The sequence below is a fragment of the Nocardia sp. bgisy118 genome, from assembly GCF_057708605.1.
This window is the reverse complement of sequence record NZ_JBYISM010000016.1, coordinates 68,775-85,844: the sequence shown is the minus strand read 5'-3', so window position 1 is coordinate 85,844 and position 17,070 is coordinate 68,775. Positions and strand designations below refer to the sequence as shown.

Below are 17,070 nucleotides of genomic sequence, written 5' to 3'. Positions count from 1 at the left end.
TCAATGGAGCCTGTTTCAACGATGAGACGCGAGGACGGCGATATGAGCGAACGAAGTGAGCGAATCATGTGCCAGCGCGCCGTGCGCATGCCGAAGCCGAGCGACAGCGAGGCGAAGGCATGAGCACAGCGGCGTACGACGACCAGGCGCACGCGATACACGCGCGCGACGTGCGGTTCGATTTCGATTCGGTCCCCATGCACTACATCCCCGGCGAGGTGATGGCGACCCACATCATCAACGTCATGCACCTGGTGCTGCCCGAAGGCGAGCGGGCCATGGCGCAGGCGCTGGCCGAAGCGCTGCCGCTCATCGACGACGAACGACTGCGCGAGGAAGTCCAGGGGTTCATCGGCCAGGAGAACATGCACGCCAGTTCGCACGAGAAGGCCCGCAAGCATCTGGAGTCGATCGGGCTCGACGTCGCCCCGATGGTCGACACCGTGTCCTGGCTGGTCGACCGGGTGCTCGGCGATCACGGCCTGACCGGGCGCGCCAAGCACGAATGGCTCTGCGAGCGGCTCGCACTGTTCGCCGGGATGGAGCACTACACCGCGGTCATCGGTGAGTGGCTGCTGACGAACGACCAGCTCGAGGCCAAGAACATGCATCCGGCGATGCTGGATCTCATCCGCTGGCACGGCGCGGAGGAGGTGGAGCACCGCAGCGTGGTCTACGACGCGTACATGCACGTCGACGGCGGATACCTCCGCAAAGCGCGGACCGGTCTGCTGGCGAGCTTCGGCCTGCTCGCGCTGTTCGTGATCTCCGGCGGCTACCTGTTCCGCAAGGATCCCGAGCCGGACAAGGGACGGCACTGGCCGCTCCAGATGCTCAGCGCTTCGGCTCGCGGCGTGATTCCACGGTTCACCACGTTCGTCACCGAGATCCCCCGCTATCTGCGGCCGGGTTTCCATCCGTCCCAGCTCGGCCCCATGGACAACGCGATTCGCTACCTCGCGCAGTCGCCAGCGGCCCGCGCGGGTGAGGCGTGAGCGCCGTCGTGACCGGGAGCTATCGTCCGCCGCTCCCGGCGCGCGCAGTGGCGGGCCTGCTCGGCGCCTACAAGCGCGCGTTCGCCTCCGCGACGACGGCCGATCTGCTCTCGCGACCGAATCCGGTGCGCCGCACAGGTTTCGAACTACAGCTGCGGATCGACGCGCGCGCCATCGAGGCCGAGGGCGTGATCAGCCTGACGCTACGATCACCGAGCGGCGCGGATCTCCCGTCCTGGATTCCCGGAGCGCACGTCGATGTGTTCCTGCCATCCGGCCGCCAGCGGCAGTATTCGCTCACCGGCGATCCTTTCGACCGCAAGACGTATCGCATCGCGGTGCGCTACCTCGCCGACGGCGACGGCGGTTCCCGCGAGGTGCACGACGAGCTGCGGGAAGGCGACCTGCTGCGAATCAGGGGCCCGCGCAATGCCTTCACCTTCGTCGAGGCGCCGGACTACCTGTTCGTCGCCGGCGGCATCGGCATCACGCCGATCCTGCCGATGGTGGCCGAGTGCGCGCGCCGCGGCGCGCCGTGGCGGTTGATCTACCTCGGGCGATCGAGGGCGAGCATGCCGTTCCTGGAACGACTGGAGCGCTGCCGAGGCGGCCGCCTCGAGGTGCGGCCGGACGACGAGTTCGGCGCCCCCGATCTCGATGCCCTCATGGCCGAGGCGCCGCGCGGCGCCGCCGTGTACGTCTGCGGTCCGCCGCCGCTGATGGAATCCGCGCGACGGGTGCTCTCCGCCACCGACCCCACCGCCTCGGTGCACACCGAGCGCTTCTCCCCGCTCCCGGTCCAGGACGGCGCACCGTTCCGTATCACGTTGCTGCGCAGCGGAACAACGGTCGAGGTCGGCGGCGACGAGTCGGCGCTGGCCGCCATCCTGCGCGTGCGACCCGGCACCGCGTTCTCGTGCAGGCAGGGCTTCTGCGGCACCTGCAAGACGCGCGTCTTCGCCGGCGAGATCGATCACCGCGACCGGTTGCTGCCGGAGTCCGCACGGGATTCCAGCATGCTCACCTGCGTGTCGCGCGCGCTCGGGGACGACCTCGTCCTCGATCTCTGACCCCACGGGCAACGGCGCCCGTTCCGGAAAGGAAATCTCCTCATGTCCGCACCGAGCGGAACCGACCCCGAGCACCGCGCGATCGTCGTGATCGGCGCGGGCATCGCGGGCATCGGCCTCGCCGTCAAGCTGCGCGAAGCGGGTTTCGACGATTTCGTCCTGCTCGAGCGCGCGAGCAGGCTGGGCGGGACCTGGCAGGCGAACACGTACCCCGGCTGCGCCTGCGACGTGCCCTCGCACCTGTACTCGTATTCGTTCGCGCCGAACCCGGACTGGTCGCGCACGTACGGGACCCAGCCGGAAATCCTCGCCTATCTGCGCGTGGTGGCCGAGCGCCACGATGTGGTGCGGCACATGCGATTCGACACCCCGCTGATCCGCGCGCGCTGGGACGAGGACGCGCTCCTGTGGCACATCGAGACCGAACGGGGCGAGCTCTCCGCCGACGTGCTGATCTCGGCGGTCGGCCCGTTCAGCGAGGCCAAGATTCCCGACTTCCCTGGGCTCAGCGATTTCGAAGGCGCGCAGTTCCATTCGCTGCAGTGGGATCACGAGCACGACCTCACCGGCGAGCGCGTCGCCGTGATCGGCACCGGCGCGTCGGCGGTGCAGTTCATTCCGGAGATCCAGCCGATCACCCGGCGGCTCACCGTATTCCAGCGTTCGGCGCCATGGATCGTCTCCAGGATGGATCGCCGGACGCTGGGCGTGGAGCGCGCGCTGCTGCGGCGAATGCCCGTGCTGGGCAAGGCCATCCGTGGCGCGTACTTCGCGGGGATCGAGAGCTTCGGCCTGGTCGGATTCGTGGATCGGCGCTTCCGGCATCCGTTCCAGGCGCTGTCGCGGTGGCAGCTGCGCCGGCAGGTCAGCGACCCCGCGCTGCGTGCGAAGCTCACGCCCGACTACATGATCGGCTGCAAGCGCGCCATCTTCTCCGACGCGTATTACCCTGCGCTCGCCCAGGACAACGTGGAGGTCGTCACCGAGCGCATCGCGGAGATCCGGCCGCGATCGATCGTCACCGACGCCGGCGCGGAATACCCGGTGGACACCATCGTCTGGGGCACCGGATTCGGTTCGCTGCCGCAGTTGTACGAGCGGATTCTCGGCAAGGACGGCCGGTCGATCGCCGAGGCGTACCGGGAACGACCCGGCAGCTATCTCGGCGCGGCCGCCGCCGGTTTCCCGAACATGTTCTGCACGCTGGGCCCGTTCGGCGCGGCCGGGAACCAATCGGCCATCTACATGATCGAGGCCCAGATCGGCTACATCGTGGACGCGCTGAAGACGATGCGCGACAGAGGCATCCGCCGCGTGGAGGTGCGTCCCGGCGTGCAGCGGTCATTCCTGGACGAGATGGAGGAGCGCAGCAGGGAAACCGTCTGGCTGAAGGGCGGCTGCGACAGCTACTACACCACCGCCGACGGCCGCAACGCCGGTCTGTATCCGGACTGGAGCTTCCACTACCGCCGCCGCGTGGCCGAATTCGACGTCGCGTCCTACGAAGCGAGTGTCCGATGAGCGCGCGCACCCTGGACACCGTGCGAAAACTGTTGCGGGCGGTTCCGTCCGCGCTGGCGGGCGGCCCGGGCGGGTACGACGTCGAGGGCAAGGTCGTGGTGATCACAGGCGCCGCGACGGGCATCGGATACGCGCTGGCCCGGCTGTTGTACGCGCGGGGTGCGCGTCTCGCGCTGGTCGACATCGACGGCAGGGCGGCCACCGCCGCGGCGGCCGGACTCGGCGTTCGCGCCGTCGGAATCGGAGCCGACGTGGCGGATCGCGCGGACATGCGCGAGGCGATCGATCGGGTGCGCGAGCGTTTCGGTGGCATCGACGTCGTCGTGGCCAACGCGGGCATCGTGCCGAAACCGTCGAGCATCCGGCTGATGGATCCGGCGGATTTCGATCGCGTCCTCGCGGTGAACCTGACCGGCGTGTTCAACACCGTCCACCCGAGTCTCGACGACATCGTCGCCGCGCGCGGGCACGTGGTCGTCGTCTCGTCCTGCGCGGCCTTCGCACCGGGCATGGGCGGGTCGCCGTACATGGTGAGCAAGGCGGGCGTCGAGCAGTTCGGCCGGGCGCTGCGCGTCGAGCTCGCCGCCTCCGGCGCGACGGCGGGCGTGGCCTATTTCGGCATCGTCGATACCGCGATGACCCACGAGACGCTCGATGACGACGACATGGGCGCCGAACTCGGCGACCTGCTGCCCTGGCCGCTGAACAAGCGGATCAGCCCCACCGAGGCCGCCGCGTCCATCGCCGACGGCATCGCGCGGCGCGCGCCCCGCACGATCGCACCGGCGGGCTGGGAGCCCTACGCCATGCTGCGGGGCGCGCTGAACGTGGTTCTCGATCAGCAGCTCAGTACCGACGAGCGGGTTCGGTCGCTGACGAACCGCCTGGAGCAGCGCATTCGCGCGGAGCGGGGGCGCTCGATCGACGCCTGAGGGCACGGTTGTGAATTGACTCATAGTTAATTTACTATCGAGTCAATTCGAACCGTGGAGAGGATGCGGATGGCGACGCGGTCGTGGTGGGGCTGGGGGAACGTGGCGGACGCCGTGACCGGAGAGGAGCGGGCGGCGTTGACGCGCCGGGTGGCGGCGATGCTGCCCGGCGCTGATCTCACCGTGCACGAGGCGCCCGAACTGTCGTCGCTGGCGTTGCCCGCGCCCCGGGTGCGGGTGCCGGATGCGTTGGCCCCGTTGGCGTCCGAGGATCTCGTCGATCGCGTCGCGCACTCGCGCGGGCAGGCTTTCCGCGACGTGGTGCGGAATCTGCTCGGCCGCGTCGACAATGTGGTCGATCAGGTCGTGCGCCCGCGCAGCGAGCGGGACGTGATCGACATTCTGGACTGGTGCGCCGATGCCGGGGTCGCGGCGATTCCGTACGGCGGCGGCACCTCGGTGGTCGGCGGTGTCGAACCGCGCTGCGCCGCGGACTATCCCGCGACGATCGCCGTGGATCTCGGCGGCCTGAACCGAGTTCTGGAGATCGATCGCACCAGCCGCGCGGCGCGCATTCAGGCGGGCATTCTCGGCCCGGCGCTGGAAGACGGACTGCGCCATCACGATCTGACGCTGCGCCACTTCCCGCAATCCTTCGAGTTCTCCAGTCTCGGCGGCTGGCTGGCCACCCGCGCGGGCGGGCACTACGCGACGGTCTACACCCATATCGACGACATGGTCGAGTCGATGCGGGTGGTCACCCCGATCGGCGTGAGCGAATCGCGCAGGCTGCCGGGTTCGGGTGCGGGACCTGCGCCGGACCGGATGTTCCTCGGCTCCGAGGGCATTCTCGGCGTGATCACCGAGGCGTGGATGCGGTTGCAGGACCGGCCGCGCTGGCGGGCGGGCGCCTCGGCCGTCTTCGACGACTACGCGCAGGCTGTCGCCGCGACCAGGACCATCGCCCAGTCCGGGCTGTTTCCGGCCAACTGCCGGTTGCTGGATCCGGTGGAGGCGTTCCTCAACGCCGGAACCGCTTCCGCGGGCGGCGTGCTGGTACTCGGGTTCGAGTCGGCGGACCATCCGGTGGCCGAGCCGATGCAGCGGGCGATGCAGATCTGCCGCGACCACGGCGGCCGATTCCCCGACGGCGTGCGCACCACCGACGCGGCCGAGGAGAAGGCGAGCGCGGGCGCGGCGGACACCTGGCGGTCCTCGTTCCTGCGCATGCCCTACCAGCGCGACGCGCTCGCGGCGCAGTCGATGATCGTGGAGACCTTCGAAACCGCCTGCACCTGGGACCGTTTCGACGCGCTGCGCGCCGCGGTACTGGACGCGGCGACCTCAGCCTTCGACGCGCTCGGCGTGACCGGCGTGGTCAGCTGCCGGTTCACCCACGTCTATCCCGACGGTCCCGCACCGTATTTCGGCATCTACGCCGCCGGGCGGTGGGGCCGCACCGTGGAGCAGTGGGACGAGATCAAAGCAGCGGTCTCGGAGGCGCTGGCGACCAACGGCGCGACCATCACGCACCATCACGCGGTCGGCCGCGACCACCGGCCGTGGTACGACCGCCAGCGGCCGGACCCGTTCGCCGCCGCGTTGCGCGCGGCGAAGTCGACGCTGGATCCGGCGGGCATCCTCAACCCCGGCGTGCTGATCGACCCGGCACGCCCCGACGGGCGTCCATGACGCGGCGGGCGCCCGCGTATCGGAAAGTCTCGAACGCGCGACGCCCGCCGACGATCGGGCCGAGTGCTCGTCCCTCGTCGTCACGCCCGCCTGCGCCGCATGATCCACCAGACCAGCAGCGCACCCACCACGGCCGCCGTGATGGGCAGCGACCGCCCGCGCGCCGCGCCGAGCACCTGCTTGCCGACGCCCGCCACCGGGGGCGCGCCCGCGGTGGCGCGGTCGACCAGGTGCTCGATTTGCACGCGTGCCTGTTCCGCGGTGTCGCGCGCGTAATGCTTGGCGTCCGCGGTACGGTGCCGCGCCGCGTCGGCGGCCCGATGCATCTTGTCCTCGGCGCCGGTCGGGACATCGAACTTGTCGGTCAGTCCCCCGACCGTCTCGCCGAGCCGCCGCTTCACCTTGTCCCCGTCCCGCCGCAGGATATCGGGAATGTGCGGGACGTCCGGTCGTCCCTTGCTACTCATCGTCGGCTCCCTTTCTCGGCCTCGACTCATCGCGGAGGGCGCCGGTCCGCTGAGGCAGCGTCGCTTCGCCTCCGTTCGCTGGCCGATTACCCGGCCATATCCTCGTGAAACAGGGTTACGGTGCCGGTGCGGACGGAGCCGCGGGTCGCGGCGCGCAGACGCATTACGACTGGTGCACGGGCTCCCGCGATACGACCGCGCGCACGCGACCGCGAGCCCAGGCGATCACGTCGGGTCCGCCGCGCAGGCACCACACGGCGATGACCGGGTCGCAGATCGCGCAGCCGAGCGACGAGTCGTGCAGGAAGGGCACGATCGGGTTGCCTTCGATGTGGTGCAGGAGATCCCAGGCCGTGTGCAGCAGCCAAGCGATGCCGATGAAGGTCCACGACCGCAGGCCTCGATAGGCGCAGTAGGTGACGACCGCGGTGAACGCGAATTCCGCTGGGCCGAGGCCGCCGCCGCTGAGGTAGGCGGCGCCGGCGCCCGCGACCATGATCGCGTTGAACTGGCGGCGATGCGGTTCGCGAATCAAGGACATCAGCGTGATGTAGACGATGCCGACGAGCAGCGGCGCGACATAGTTCATGGCGGGACAACTCCTGGGGCGGGGATCGGAACGAGATCCGCTGCGGATCGCCACCGAAGTTATCGAGACGGTTTCGGGTCGCCCAGTGGCATTTATGCCATACAGCAACGGAAAACCGCCAACACCGAACAGCTAGCGCAACCAAGCCACCATCGATGCGACCAGAGCCGATGTGTGGATGGCGGGAATCCGTTGCCTGGGTAGATTAGGGCCATGCACGTGGTCGCCGTACTGGCCCTGGATCGGGTGATCCCCTTCGATCTGTCCACCCCGATCGAGGTCTTCACCAGGACCCGCCTGCCGGACGGACGCTCCGCCTACCAGGTCCGTGTCTGCGCCGAGCGGCCGGAGGTCGACGCGGGCGCGTTCAGATTGCGCGCGCCGTGGGGCCTGGACGGATTGTCCGGAGCCGACACCGTGATCGTGCCCGGCGTCGCCGACCCGACCGCCCCGCCCTCGCCCGCGATCGCCGATGCCCTGCTGCGAGCGGCCGCGGCGGGCACCAGGATCGCATCCATTTGCACAGGCACCTTCCCGCTGGCCGCCACCGGATTGCTGAGCGGTCTGCGCGCCACTACGCATTGGGCCGCCGCCGACGCGCTCGCGAGCGCACACCCCGACATCGCCGTCGATCCCGGCGTTCTCTACGTCGACAACGGCCAGATCCTCACCTCCGCGGGCGCGGCCGCGGGTCTGGATCTGTGCCTGCACCTGATCCGCCGCGACTACGGGTCGGCCGTGGCCGCCGACGCCGCCCGGCTGTCGGTCATGCCGCTGGAGCGCGAAGGCGGGCAGGCCCAGTTCATCATTCAGTCGTTGCCGCCGACGCCGCGCGGCTCCACGCTGGAGCCGCTGCTGATGTGGTTGCAGGACAACCTCTCCCGCAATCTGATCCTCGCCGAGATCGCCGCCGCGGCGGGCACCAGCACGCGCACCCTGCTGCGGCAGTTCCGCGAGCAGACCGGAACCACCCCGCTGCAATGGCTGCACCGCGCCCGCGTGCACCGCGCCCAGCACCTGCTGGAGACCACCGACCACACCGTCGAGCGCATCGGCGCCCAAGTCGGTTTCGGCTCCCCCACCGCCTTCCGCGACCGCTTCAAACGCACGACGGGCATCAGCCCCGACGCCTACCGGCGCACCTTCCGCTGACGAACGACGACCGGCCGCACCGAAAGCGGTGCGGCCGGTCCTTGCGTCGCGCGTGTCAGCTCTTGGGGCTGCCCAGGCAGAAGGTGGTCTTGGGCTCGGCCAAGGTGAGGAACTTGTCGGCGTCCTCGCCGCACAGCTGCTCGTCGGCCTGGCCGTCGATACGCTGCACGACCTTGAAGCTGGCTTCCGAGGCGGTGCAGGCCACGAACTTGTAGCCGGTGAGCATGCTCTCGTTGTAGCAGAGGCCCTGCTTGAAGTTCGGGGCCAGGCACAGGAACGCGGTGGTGCCGCCGTTGAGGGTCTCCTCGTAGGAGGTGTAGTCCTCGTGGCATTCGGTCTTGTTGTCGAAGACCTGCACGACCTTGTAGACGGCCTTGTCCGACGAGCAGTCCACCGGCTCGGTCTTGGAGTCGATCATCGATCCCTCGATGACGTTGATGCAGTCGCCCACGTTCGCGCGGGCGGTGTCGGACTTCCCGGCATCCTGGACCACCTGGGCGCCCTTCTCGACCGCCGAACAGCCGAGCGCGCCCAACGCGGCGACCGTGGCGAGCGCCAGCGGAAGCCGCGTGAGAATGCCAGAACCAACGAATTTCATTCGTGTCACTTTCTCGTCGATGCGAAGGCGGCCGACCGGAGTACCCCTCGTGGCGTCGAAAACTCCGGCCGTCGCCGTGCCCTTCGGCGCATCCCCCGGAGGGTCGCGATCGGCCTCGAACACCCAATCGCACAATCGTGCGGACAGCATCCGGGAAATCACGGGAATGCCCCGTGACGTTCCAGCACCCGTTAAGCTCGGCCCGGATTGTTTCGCGGCAGGTTTGCCGGAAGTCGGCGGAGGGTCATGGTCGAGCGCGCTTTCGTGGGACGCCGCGCTCAGCTCGCCACGCTCGACGACGCCCTGGAATCGCCCGATGGCCCGTGGGTGCTGCTGGTCGACGGGCAGGCGGGCATCGGCAAATCCCGGTTGCTCGCCGCGCTCGCACCGGCCGCCGCCCGCCGGGGACTGCGGGTGCTCGCGGTCACGGCCACCGAGGACGAGCAGTCGCAGCCGCTGCACGTGATTCACGATGTGCTGGAACGCCTCACCGACGCCGGGGCGGACGTGTCGGACGTGCCTTCCGATGGCGACCTCACCCCGGTCGGCCGCGCCCTGCGCAAGCATCTCGCCGCGACCGGCACGCTGCTCGTCGTCGACGACGCCCACTGGGCCGACGCCGAATCCGTGCGCGCGCTGGCCTATCTCGTCCGCAATCGCCCCGCGCCGTCTTTCCGGCTGCTGCTCTCCTATCGCTCCGGACAGTGCCCGGCCGCCCTCACCCGGGTGCTGACCGCGACCCACGCCGCGACGCGGTCGGTGCGGGTGCCGCCGTTCTCGGAAGACGACGTCGCCGCCCTGCTGCCGGAGGCGACGGCCGCGCGCCGCGATCGGCTGCTCGCCGCGTCCCGCGGCAACCCGCTCTATCTGCTGCTGCTCGCCGACCTCCCGGATCGAGAGGTGCAGCGGGCGATCGACGGCGAGGACCCGGCCGAGGGCGACTACCCGGGCCTGGATCGCACGCTGCGCGCCGAGCTGGCGCAACTGCCGCGCCGGGAACGGCTCGTCGCACAGGCCGCGGCCCTGTGCGGAGCCCACGCCGATCTCGAACTACTTTGTGCCACAGCCGAATTGCCGATCGACGAAGTCGCCGCCGCGCTGGACGAGTTGAGCCGACGCGGCCTGGTGCACGTCGCAGGATCATCGGTGACGTTCGGCCACCCGCTGATTCGCACCGCCGCGCATCGGCTGGCGGGCGCGGGCTGGCGCACGGCCGCGCACCGCAGGGCCGCCGTGCTGCTCCGGCATCGCGGCGCCGCCCTGCCCGCGCTGGCCCGCCACCTCGAACTCGGCCTCCTCGGCACCGACCCGGTCGCCGCGGCGGAGCTGAAAGGCGCGGCGACGGAGGTGCTGCCGAGTGCGCCCGCCACCAGTGCGCGGTGGATCGCCGCGGCCATGCGGGCAGCTCCCGGCGGGCAGCCCGAACCGCCCGAGGACCGGCTGTTGCTCGGGCGTGCGCTGCTGCTGTCGGGAGCGGGCGCTCAGGCGCGCGAAGCGCTCGAACCCCTGATCGCGAGTCCGGGACCGAATCGGCTGGAGGCGCTGTTGCTTTCGGCGCGCTGCGAACGCATGCTCGGCCGGGTCGACCTGGCGCGGGCGCTGCTGGCCGCCGCCGCCGAGCTGCCGTTGCTGCCCGGCGACGGACCCGTCCAGCTCGAGCTGGCCATCCTCGAGATGCAGGATCATCAAGACGCCGAAAGCCAGGCCCGGCTGGACGCGCTGTTCGCCTCGGAGGCCGTCGCCGATCCCGCGGTGCGCGCGGCCGCGACGGCGCTGCGCTGCCTCGGCGCGGTGGCCGAACTGCGCATCGAGGCGGCCCGCGCGGGATTCGAGCAGGCCGACCGGGAATTCGAGCGGCTCGACGACGGCGGGCTGCGAGAGGTGGTGCACGTGCTGCCCGCGCTGGGCTGGTCGGCGTACTTCCTCGACACGCAGGCACGAGGTTTGGCGCACCTGGACCGTGCGGTGCTGGTCAGCCGCCGCTTCGGGCGCAGCTACGCGCTGGCCGAACTGCACACGGTGCGCGCGTATTGCCTGCTGAAGCTGGGCCGCGTCGGCGAGGCGCTGGCCGCCGCCGAGGACGCCGACGACCTGGCCCGCCGGTTCGGCTATGCCGATCTCGTCCCGTTCGCGGGTGCGCTCGCTCTCCGCGCACTGCAACTGACCGCGCCGCGCGAGGACGTGCTCCGGCAGTGGGAGGCGATCTCGGGCTTGCCGCGACCGGTGATGCGCTGGTGGCGGCAGGTGGTGGAGTCGACGGTGCACGAGGTCGGGGTGCGCCTCGGTGTGCTCGATCCCGGCGTCGAAGCGCCCGTCGGCGACCGGCCGGGGCCGATGCAGCCGACCCAGCTGGCGCGGTACGCGGATCTCGCTCTTGCCCACGGTGATCGCGACACGGCACTCCAGCTCGTCGGCCGAGCCGAGATAGCCGCCGCGCACCTCGGACTACCGAGCCAACTGGCCGCCGCGTCCCTGGCTCGCGCCGAATACTGCTGCGCGACCGATGATCTCGACTCCGCCGAGGCCACGGCGACCGCCTCCGCCGCGCGGTTCGACCTGGCCGACATGCCGGTCGATCACGCGCGGGCGATGCTGCTCGCCGCGCAGATCGCCGGGCGGCGTGGCGATTTCACGCTGGCCACCCGGCGCCTGGCCGGTGCGCGCGAGACGTTCGTGGCCGCGGGCGCGACCCAGCCTGCGGCCGCGGCGACCTCGCTCCAGCGACGGCTGGCCGGTGGCCGGGCGCCCGGCGGGTCGGCGACGCTGACGCCGCGTGAGCGCGAGATCGCCGAACTCGCCGCGCGCGGCCATCCGAACAAGGAGATCGCCCACCGGCTCTACCTCAGCCCACGCACCGTCGAGGACCATCTGAGCCGCATCCTGCGCAAACTGGATCTGACCGGTCGCGCGGGCATCGCGCACAAGCTCGGCGAGCTGGATTCGCCAGGGACCTGAGCGATCACGGCCGGATCACAGTGGACGCGCCCGAACGCAGCGCGGCCGTCGCCTCGCGCGCGGCGTGCAGGGCGCTGTTGATCGAGATCTCGCCGCGCATTCCCGGCGCGGCCACCATGTCGCCCACGAGGTAGACGCCGTCGCCCCGATCGACGGCGGGCCGGTCGCGCCAGGTGTAGCCGGGCAGATCCAGTGCGCCCGTGCGGTTCTTGGCGGTGGCGGTGCGCTGGAAGGTGACGCGGTCGCGCCACCTTGGCACGCACAGATCGGCGAAGTCCGCCAGGCGCTGATGCGCTCCGCGCGGGGATTCGCCGTCGCGCACCGGCATCTGGAGCTGGAACAGCGACTCCCCCTGCGGGGCAACCGTGTCGTCCTGCATGGTGTAGCTCTCGTGGAAGCCGCCCTCGTCGAGGTCGAACACGATCGAGCGGTCGCGGCGATCCGCGGTGACGGCGAGGTCGAGCAGTACGCAGTAGCCGCCGGCCCAGGTCAGGCTGTCGTCGCCGAGCAGGCCGCGCGCCGCGTGCACGTCGGTGGCGACGATCACCGGGCCGCCTGCGGGCAATCCGTCCACGCGCGAACCGGTTTCGACGACGACGCCGAGCTCGGTCGCACGGGCGGCCATCCGATCGATCACGCGCTGCCACCCCCCGCGCACCCACCGCACGGCGGGGATGGGCGCGCTGAACACTCGCTGGAACAGCTCCCACACGAACGCCGCCGAGAGCCTGCCGGTGTCGGCGTCGTAGGTGACCACGCTGATCGCGTTCGCCATGCGGTCCGCCGCCGCCTCGCCCCATCGGCCCGACGCCCACGTCCGGAAGTCGACGTCGACCGGCGCGGTGAGCCCGAGCCGCGCCTGGGCCCGCAGCATCCGGACGGGCGGCCGCCGCCGGAGCACGCCGTCGATGCGGAAGCCGAATTTCGCCGCGTCCGACATCGAGGGCCAGCCGAGGTCGGCCACGAAACCGCGCTTCTTCAACCAGGTGTAGTGCGGTCCGTCGGCGTAGAACACGTGCGCTCCCTCGTGCGCGACGTGCGGCGCGGCCGTAGCTCGCGCGCGGCCGCCCAGCGTCCGGTGCGCCTCGTACAGCCGGACCGGGACGCCTGCCTCGGCGCACGCGATGGCCGCGGTGAGACCAGCCAATCCGCCGCCGATGACGGTGATGTGTGTGTTCACGGTGCTTCCTCTCCTCGGTGGCCCGCCCAGTCCAGCCGGGCGGCGACCAGCTCCGCAGTGGCACGCAGATAGCGGTCTTCCTCGACGGACGCCGGGTGGTCGCCGTCGAAGATGTCGCGGATCAGCCAGAAATGCGCGAGGGCGCCGACCAGCACGGCGGCCGTGGCCGCCCAGTCCTGCTCGCCGTGTCCTGGTCCGGCCAGCTGGGACAGCGCCCGCGTCACCACCGACATCACGACGCCGTATTCCTCGCGCTGGAAGACCTCCAGCACGCCGGAATCGATCGAGTTGTCGCGCAACAGGATCCGGGTCACGTCGCGATCGTGGTCCAGCCGCTCCAGACCGACGCGGCACAGCGCGAGCAGCCGGTCGACGACCGTACCTCCCGGCGTCGCCCCGTCGAGCAGCGCGACGAACGAGAAGTCCGGATCGAGGAAGGTCTCCCATTCCGCGCGCTCGGTCAGTCGGGTGCGCACCGCCTCGACCAGCAGTTCGTCCTTGGATCGGAAGTGCCGGTACAGCGCCCCCGATCCGCCGGAAAGCCCTGCGGCCTGCTCGATCTGGGCCACCGAGGTCCGCGCGAAACCCTGTTCGCCGAACAGCCGGAGGGCCTCGTCGATGATCCGCTCCCGCGACGTCCTGCTCATCCGGCCTCCGGTTCCACCGCTCTGCAAGTAACCACTTACTTACATTGAAGGCGAAGGTCCGATGGCATGCAACCCCCAAGTCTCTGTGGGCCGGAATCCCCCGAATCCGTGCGGAACACGGCGGTAGGCTCGCGCTGTCACACGAAAGGATTTGAGATGGCGGGCAAGCGCACGGTTCTCACGGCCGGTCTGCGCCGCCTCGCGGCGTTGCTGACCGAGATGCGCGACACGGTCGGGCTCAGCAAAGAGGAAGTCAGCGGGCGGACCGGGATCAACGTGACGACCCTGTACCGGATCGAACAGGCCCAGGCGCGTCCACAGCGCCGCACTCTGAACACGCTGCTCGACCTCTACGATGTGGAACCCGATCGGCGCAGGTACGCACTGGATCTGCTGTCGGACGCGCAGAAGCCCGGCATGTCCCGGCCGTGGGAAGCCAATCTCACCGAGGTGTACGCGGCCTACATCAACTTCGAGTCCGAGGCGCTCTCGGCCCGGCACTATCAGACTTCTTTCATCCCCGGCCTTTTGCAGACGCCGCAGTACGCGCTCGCGGTGATCGACACGTCCATGCCGAAGGTCGAGACCGCGATCATGGAGAGCCGCGTCCACGCCCGGCTGAACCGAGCGGTGGTGCTCACCAAGGAGAAACCGCTCGAGCTATGGGTGGTGCTGGACGAAGCGGCGATCCGCCGGGTGGTCGGCGGACCGGAGACCATGTGCGGCCAGCTCCAGAAGCTGCTCCAGGAGAGCAAGCGGAAAAACGTGATCTTGCAGATCCTTCCGTTCGACGCGGGCGCGCACCCCGGCATGGCGGGATCGTTCACGCTGCTCGACTTCGAGGACCCCAACGACCCCGAACTGGTGTACGTGGAGGGCATCGCGGGCGACACACTGGTGGAGGGCCACAACGAGGTCCGCCGCTTCGGCGTGATCTTCGACCAGCTCAGGGCGATGGCGCTGAGCCCGCGTGATTCGGTCGCGTTGATCGAGAAGATCGCCGCAGGAATGAGCTAGCGTTCCGGGGTGTTCCGGCGACTGGCTCGCCGGAAGAATGGGTACTCCAAGGTCCCATCCGCAACCGCGCACAGGAGTCTCCGATGGCCGATGTGACCGCTGAATCGCCCGCCACGCCCGAACCCAGTCTGCATCGGGTGATGGGACCTGGCCTGCTGCTGTTGTTCGTCGTCGGCGATATCCTCGGCACCGGCATCTACGCACTCACCGGCCGGGTGGCCGCCGAGGTCGGCGGCGCGGTGTGGGCGCCGTTCGTCGTCGCGTTCCTCGTCGCCCTGGTCACCGGGCTGAGTTACCTCGAGCTGGTCACCAAATATCCGCACGCCGCGGGCGCCGCCCTCTACACGCACAAGGCGTTCGGCATACACTTTCTCACCTTCATGATCGCCTTCGCGGTGCTCAGCTCCGGCATCACGTCGGCCGCCACCGCCTCCCGCGCGTTCGCGGCGAACTTCGCCGAGGCCTTCGAATTCGAGGTCGGCACCGGAATCGCGATCACCGCCGTCGCGCTGGCGTTCATGGCCGTCGTCGCGGCGATCAACCTGCGCGGCGTCAGCGAGGGCGTCAAGCTGAACGTGCTGCTCACCTGCGTGGAGCTGACCGGCCTGCTGATCGTCATCGCGATCGGGCTGTGGGCGCTCGGCTTCGGCAACGGCGATTTCGGCCGCATCACCGAATTCCAGACCGGCGAGCGCAGCGCGCTCGGCGGCGTGATCGTGGCGACCACGCTGGCCTTCTACGCCATGGTGGGTTTCGAGGACTCGGTGAACATGGCCGAGGAGTGCAAGGAACCGACCCGGATCTTCCCCAAGGTGCTGCTCACCGGATTGCTCGTCACCGGAACGATCTACGTGCTCGTCTCGATCACCTCGGTCGCCCTTGTGCCCGCCGAACAACTCGGCGAAGGCGACACCCCGCTGCTGAAGGTGGTCGAAGTCGGCGCGCCCGGATTCCCGACGCACATCTTCGCGTTCATCACCATGTTCGCCGTCGCCAATTCGGCGCTGATCAACATGCTGATGGCGAGCAGGCTGCTCTACGGCATGGCGCGGCAGGGCGTCGTGCCGCACGCCTTCGGGCAGGTGCACGCCCGGCGGCGCACGCCGCAGATCGCGATCGCCTTCACCACGCTGCTCGCCCTCGGTCTGATCGCCTTCGTCGGCGAGGTGCCCGAACTCGGCGGCACCACCGCGCTGCTGCTGCTCGCGGTGTTCACGGTGGTCAACGTGGCGGTGCTCGTGCTGCGGCGGGATCCGGTCGCGCACAAGCATTTCCGCACGCCGACCGCGCTGCCCGTGGTCGGCGCGCTGTCTTGCGGCTTCCTGGTGACGCCCTTCACCGATCGCAATCCCGAGCAGTACGTGATCGCCGGCGTGCTGCTGGCCATCGGTGTCGGGCTCTGGCTGGTGAACCAGCTGGTGATCCGGCGCCAGCGCACCGAGCCCGCGACACCCGCGACACCGACGCCCGAGCCGTGATCCCGGACCGGAAACACCGACGTTCGCGCAGGTGAGCGGGCCGAGGCAGCACGCGGAATACGGTCGGCCGCAGCCGATCACCTGCCCGGTGTGACCGATCACCGGGATGACGCCGGGCGGCGGTGTCGGTAGAGTGAGCGCCGATGACCAGCATGGAAGCCCGTCTCGGCGACGCTACCCGGACGGTGCCGCTGCCCAGTCCGTGGAACGTCAACGCCTACCTGGCCGAGGTGGCGGCGCACCGCGGGCGCTCTATCTCGCTGCAGCCGGTGCCCGCCGAGATCCTGGCCGAAAACGGTTGTCGCGGCAAGGGTCTATGGGTGGCGCGCAAGTTCGACGACATCATCGTGTACGACGCCGAGGCCACCGAGCGCAACGCCGACCACATCATCCTGCACGAGATCGGGCACATGCTGCTCGGGCACGGCAGGGACGACTCCGAGCCCGCCGCGCCGCTGTCGCCGAAGCTGGCCGCGCTGCTGCCCTCACTGGCGGCGCAGCATGTGCTGGGACGCAACGAGTTCGGCGCGGAGCGCGAGCAGGAGGCGGAGGTGTTCGCCGATATGACCATGGTGTACGCGACGCTGCCGCGAGCGCGCGGGCGCGGGTTCCGGCTCTTCGGGCGCGGGCGCTGAGAATTCGGGCGCGGGCGCTGAGTCGTCAGGCGCGGGCGCTGAGTCGTCAGGCGCGGGCGCTGAGTCGTCAGGCGCGGGCGCTGAGTCGTCAGGCGCGGGCGCTGAGTCGTCAGGCGCGGGCGCTGAGTCGTCAGGCGCGGGC

The 17,070-nt window shown here is 70.0% G+C and carries 15 protein-coding genes; 10 read left to right on the top strand and 5 right to left on the bottom strand.

Features of this window, described 5'->3' with window-relative positions; translation table 11 throughout:
* The first annotated feature begins 119 nt into the window (after nt 1-119).
* From AC3EO7_RS20455 to AC3EO7_RS20435, 5 genes are all read left to right on the top strand, one after another.
* Nucleotides 120-995: a metal-dependent hydrolase gene (locus AC3EO7_RS20455; protein ID WP_431969410.1), complete on the top strand. Its 876-nt coding sequence runs from the start codon at nt 120-122 to the stop codon at nt 993-995.
* A complete protein-coding gene (locus AC3EO7_RS20450) occupies nt 992-2,065 on the top strand; it encodes a PDR/VanB family oxidoreductase (RefSeq protein WP_488186280.1) in 1,074 nt (357 codons plus the stop codon). The genes AC3EO7_RS20455 and AC3EO7_RS20450 overlap by 4 nt, the downstream gene beginning before the upstream one ends.
* A 42-nt stretch (nt 2,066-2,107) precedes the next feature.
* Entirely contained in the window at nt 2,108-3,586 is a 1,479-nt protein-coding gene (locus tag AC3EO7_RS20445) for a flavin-containing monooxygenase (RefSeq protein ID WP_435592094.1), read from the top strand.
* Nucleotides 3,583-4,518, top strand: coding sequence for an SDR family oxidoreductase (locus tag AC3EO7_RS20440; protein ID WP_435592093.1), 936 nt, complete (start codon nt 3,583-3,585; stop codon nt 4,516-4,518). The genes AC3EO7_RS20445 and AC3EO7_RS20440 overlap by 4 nt, the downstream gene beginning before the upstream one ends.
* A gap of 63 nt (nt 4,519-4,581) precedes the next feature.
* Entirely contained in the window at nt 4,582-6,210 is a 1,629-nt protein-coding gene (locus AC3EO7_RS20435) for an FAD-binding oxidoreductase (RefSeq protein ID WP_435592092.1), read from the top strand.
* A gap of 80 nt (nt 6,211-6,290) precedes the next feature.
* Here the strand turns inward: AC3EO7_RS20435 and AC3EO7_RS20430 are convergent, their stop codons facing one another.
* Both AC3EO7_RS20430 and AC3EO7_RS20425 read right to left on the bottom strand, forming a co-directional pair.
* The gene (locus tag AC3EO7_RS20430; RefSeq protein ID WP_431969420.1) at nt 6,291-6,677 is read right to left on the bottom strand and encodes a hypothetical protein; all 387 of its coding nucleotides are present in this window, start codon (nt 6,675-6,677) and stop codon (nt 6,291-6,293) included.
* Nucleotides 6,678-6,840: 163 nt separating this feature from the next.
* Nucleotides 6,841-7,266, bottom strand: a complete 426-nt coding sequence (locus tag AC3EO7_RS20425; RefSeq protein WP_431969422.1) for a DUF6010 family protein — start codon at nt 7,264-7,266, stop codon at nt 6,841-6,843.
* Between the two features lie 213 nt (nt 7,267-7,479).
* Here AC3EO7_RS20425 and AC3EO7_RS20420 point away from each other — a divergent pair, with 213 nt between their 5' ends.
* A complete protein-coding gene (locus AC3EO7_RS20420) occupies nt 7,480-8,418 on the top strand; it encodes a GlxA family transcriptional regulator (RefSeq protein ID WP_435592091.1) in 939 nt (312 codons plus the stop codon).
* 55 nt (nt 8,419-8,473) lie between these two features.
* Here AC3EO7_RS20420 and AC3EO7_RS20415 read toward each other — a convergent pair whose 3' ends face one another.
* Nucleotides 8,474-9,016 (bottom strand): LppU/SCO3897 family protein, encoded by a 543-nt coding sequence (locus AC3EO7_RS20415; protein ID WP_431969426.1) that lies wholly within the window; start codon nt 9,014-9,016, stop codon nt 8,474-8,476.
* A gap of 246 nt (nt 9,017-9,262) precedes the next feature.
* On the opposite strand from AC3EO7_RS20415, the gene AC3EO7_RS20410 reads away from it, so the two are divergent.
* Nucleotides 9,263-11,971, top strand: a complete 2,709-nt coding sequence (locus AC3EO7_RS20410) for an AAA family ATPase (protein ID WP_435592090.1) — start codon at nt 9,263-9,265, stop codon at nt 11,969-11,971.
* A 4-nt stretch (nt 11,972-11,975) separates the two neighbouring features.
* On the opposite strand, the gene AC3EO7_RS20405 is transcribed toward AC3EO7_RS20410, so the two are convergent.
* Both AC3EO7_RS20405 and AC3EO7_RS20400 read right to left on the bottom strand, forming a co-directional pair.
* Nucleotides 11,976-13,151: an NAD(P)-binding protein gene (locus AC3EO7_RS20405; RefSeq protein WP_435592089.1), complete on the bottom strand. Its 1,176-nt coding sequence runs from the start codon at nt 13,149-13,151 to the stop codon at nt 11,976-11,978.
* The gene (locus AC3EO7_RS20400) at nt 13,148-13,798 is read right to left on the bottom strand and encodes a TetR/AcrR family transcriptional regulator (protein WP_431969432.1); all 651 of its coding nucleotides are present in this window, start codon (nt 13,796-13,798) and stop codon (nt 13,148-13,150) included. The genes AC3EO7_RS20405 and AC3EO7_RS20400 overlap by 4 nt, the downstream gene beginning before the upstream one ends.
* 156 nt (nt 13,799-13,954) lie before the next feature.
* Here AC3EO7_RS20400 and AC3EO7_RS20395 point away from each other — a divergent pair, with 156 nt between their 5' ends.
* The 3 genes from AC3EO7_RS20395 (at nt 13,955) to AC3EO7_RS20385 (ending at nt 16,928) form a co-directional block, all read left to right on the top strand.
* Entirely contained in the window at nt 13,955-14,815 is an 861-nt protein-coding gene (locus tag AC3EO7_RS20395) for a helix-turn-helix domain-containing protein (RefSeq protein WP_431969434.1), read from the top strand.
* 83 nt (nt 14,816-14,898) lie between these two features.
* Complete coding sequence (locus tag AC3EO7_RS20390; RefSeq protein ID WP_431969436.1) at nt 14,899-16,293, top strand: APC family permease; 1,395 nt, start codon at nt 14,899-14,901, stop codon at nt 16,291-16,293.
* Nucleotides 16,294-16,436: 143 nt separating this feature from the next.
* Nucleotides 16,437-16,928: a hypothetical protein gene (locus AC3EO7_RS20385; RefSeq protein ID WP_431969438.1), complete on the top strand. Its 492-nt coding sequence runs from the start codon at nt 16,437-16,439 to the stop codon at nt 16,926-16,928.
* Nucleotides 16,929-17,070: the final 142 nt, after the last annotated feature.

Coding starts and splice junctions, on each gene's coding strand:
- AC3EO7_RS20455 (WP_431969410.1), top strand. CDS start 120: ATGAGCACAGCGGCGTACGACGACCAGGCGCACGCGATACACGCGCGC.
- AC3EO7_RS20445 (WP_435592094.1), top strand. CDS start 2,108: ATGTCCGCACCGAGCGGAACCGACCCCGAGCACCGCGCGATCGTCGTG.
- AC3EO7_RS20440 (WP_435592093.1), top strand. CDS start 3,583: ATGAGCGCGCGCACCCTGGACACCGTGCGAAAACTGTTGCGGGCGGTT.
- AC3EO7_RS20435 (WP_435592092.1), top strand. CDS start 4,582: ATGCGGATGGCGACGCGGTCGTGGTGGGGCTGGGGGAACGTGGCGGAC.
- AC3EO7_RS20430 (WP_431969420.1), bottom strand. CDS start 6,677: ATGAGTAGCAAGGGACGACCGGACGTCCCGCACATTCCCGATATCCTG.
- AC3EO7_RS20425 (WP_431969422.1), bottom strand. CDS start 7,266: ATGAACTATGTCGCGCCGCTGCTCGTCGGCATCGTCTACATCACGCTG.
- AC3EO7_RS20420 (WP_435592091.1), top strand. CDS start 7,480: ATGCACGTGGTCGCCGTACTGGCCCTGGATCGGGTGATCCCCTTCGAT.
- AC3EO7_RS20415 (WP_431969426.1), bottom strand. CDS start 9,016: ATGAAATTCGTTGGTTCTGGCATTCTCACGCGGCTTCCGCTGGCGCTC.
- AC3EO7_RS20410 (WP_435592090.1), top strand. CDS start 9,263: ATGGTCGAGCGCGCTTTCGTGGGACGCCGCGCTCAGCTCGCCACGCTC.
- AC3EO7_RS20400 (WP_431969432.1), bottom strand. CDS start 13,798: ATGAGCAGGACGTCGCGGGAGCGGATCATCGACGAGGCCCTCCGGCTG.
- AC3EO7_RS20395 (WP_431969434.1), top strand. CDS start 13,955: ATGGCGGGCAAGCGCACGGTTCTCACGGCCGGTCTGCGCCGCCTCGCG.
- AC3EO7_RS20390 (WP_431969436.1), top strand. CDS start 14,899: ATGGCCGATGTGACCGCTGAATCGCCCGCCACGCCCGAACCCAGTCTG.
- AC3EO7_RS20385 (WP_431969438.1), top strand. CDS start 16,437: ATGACCAGCATGGAAGCCCGTCTCGGCGACGCTACCCGGACGGTGCCG.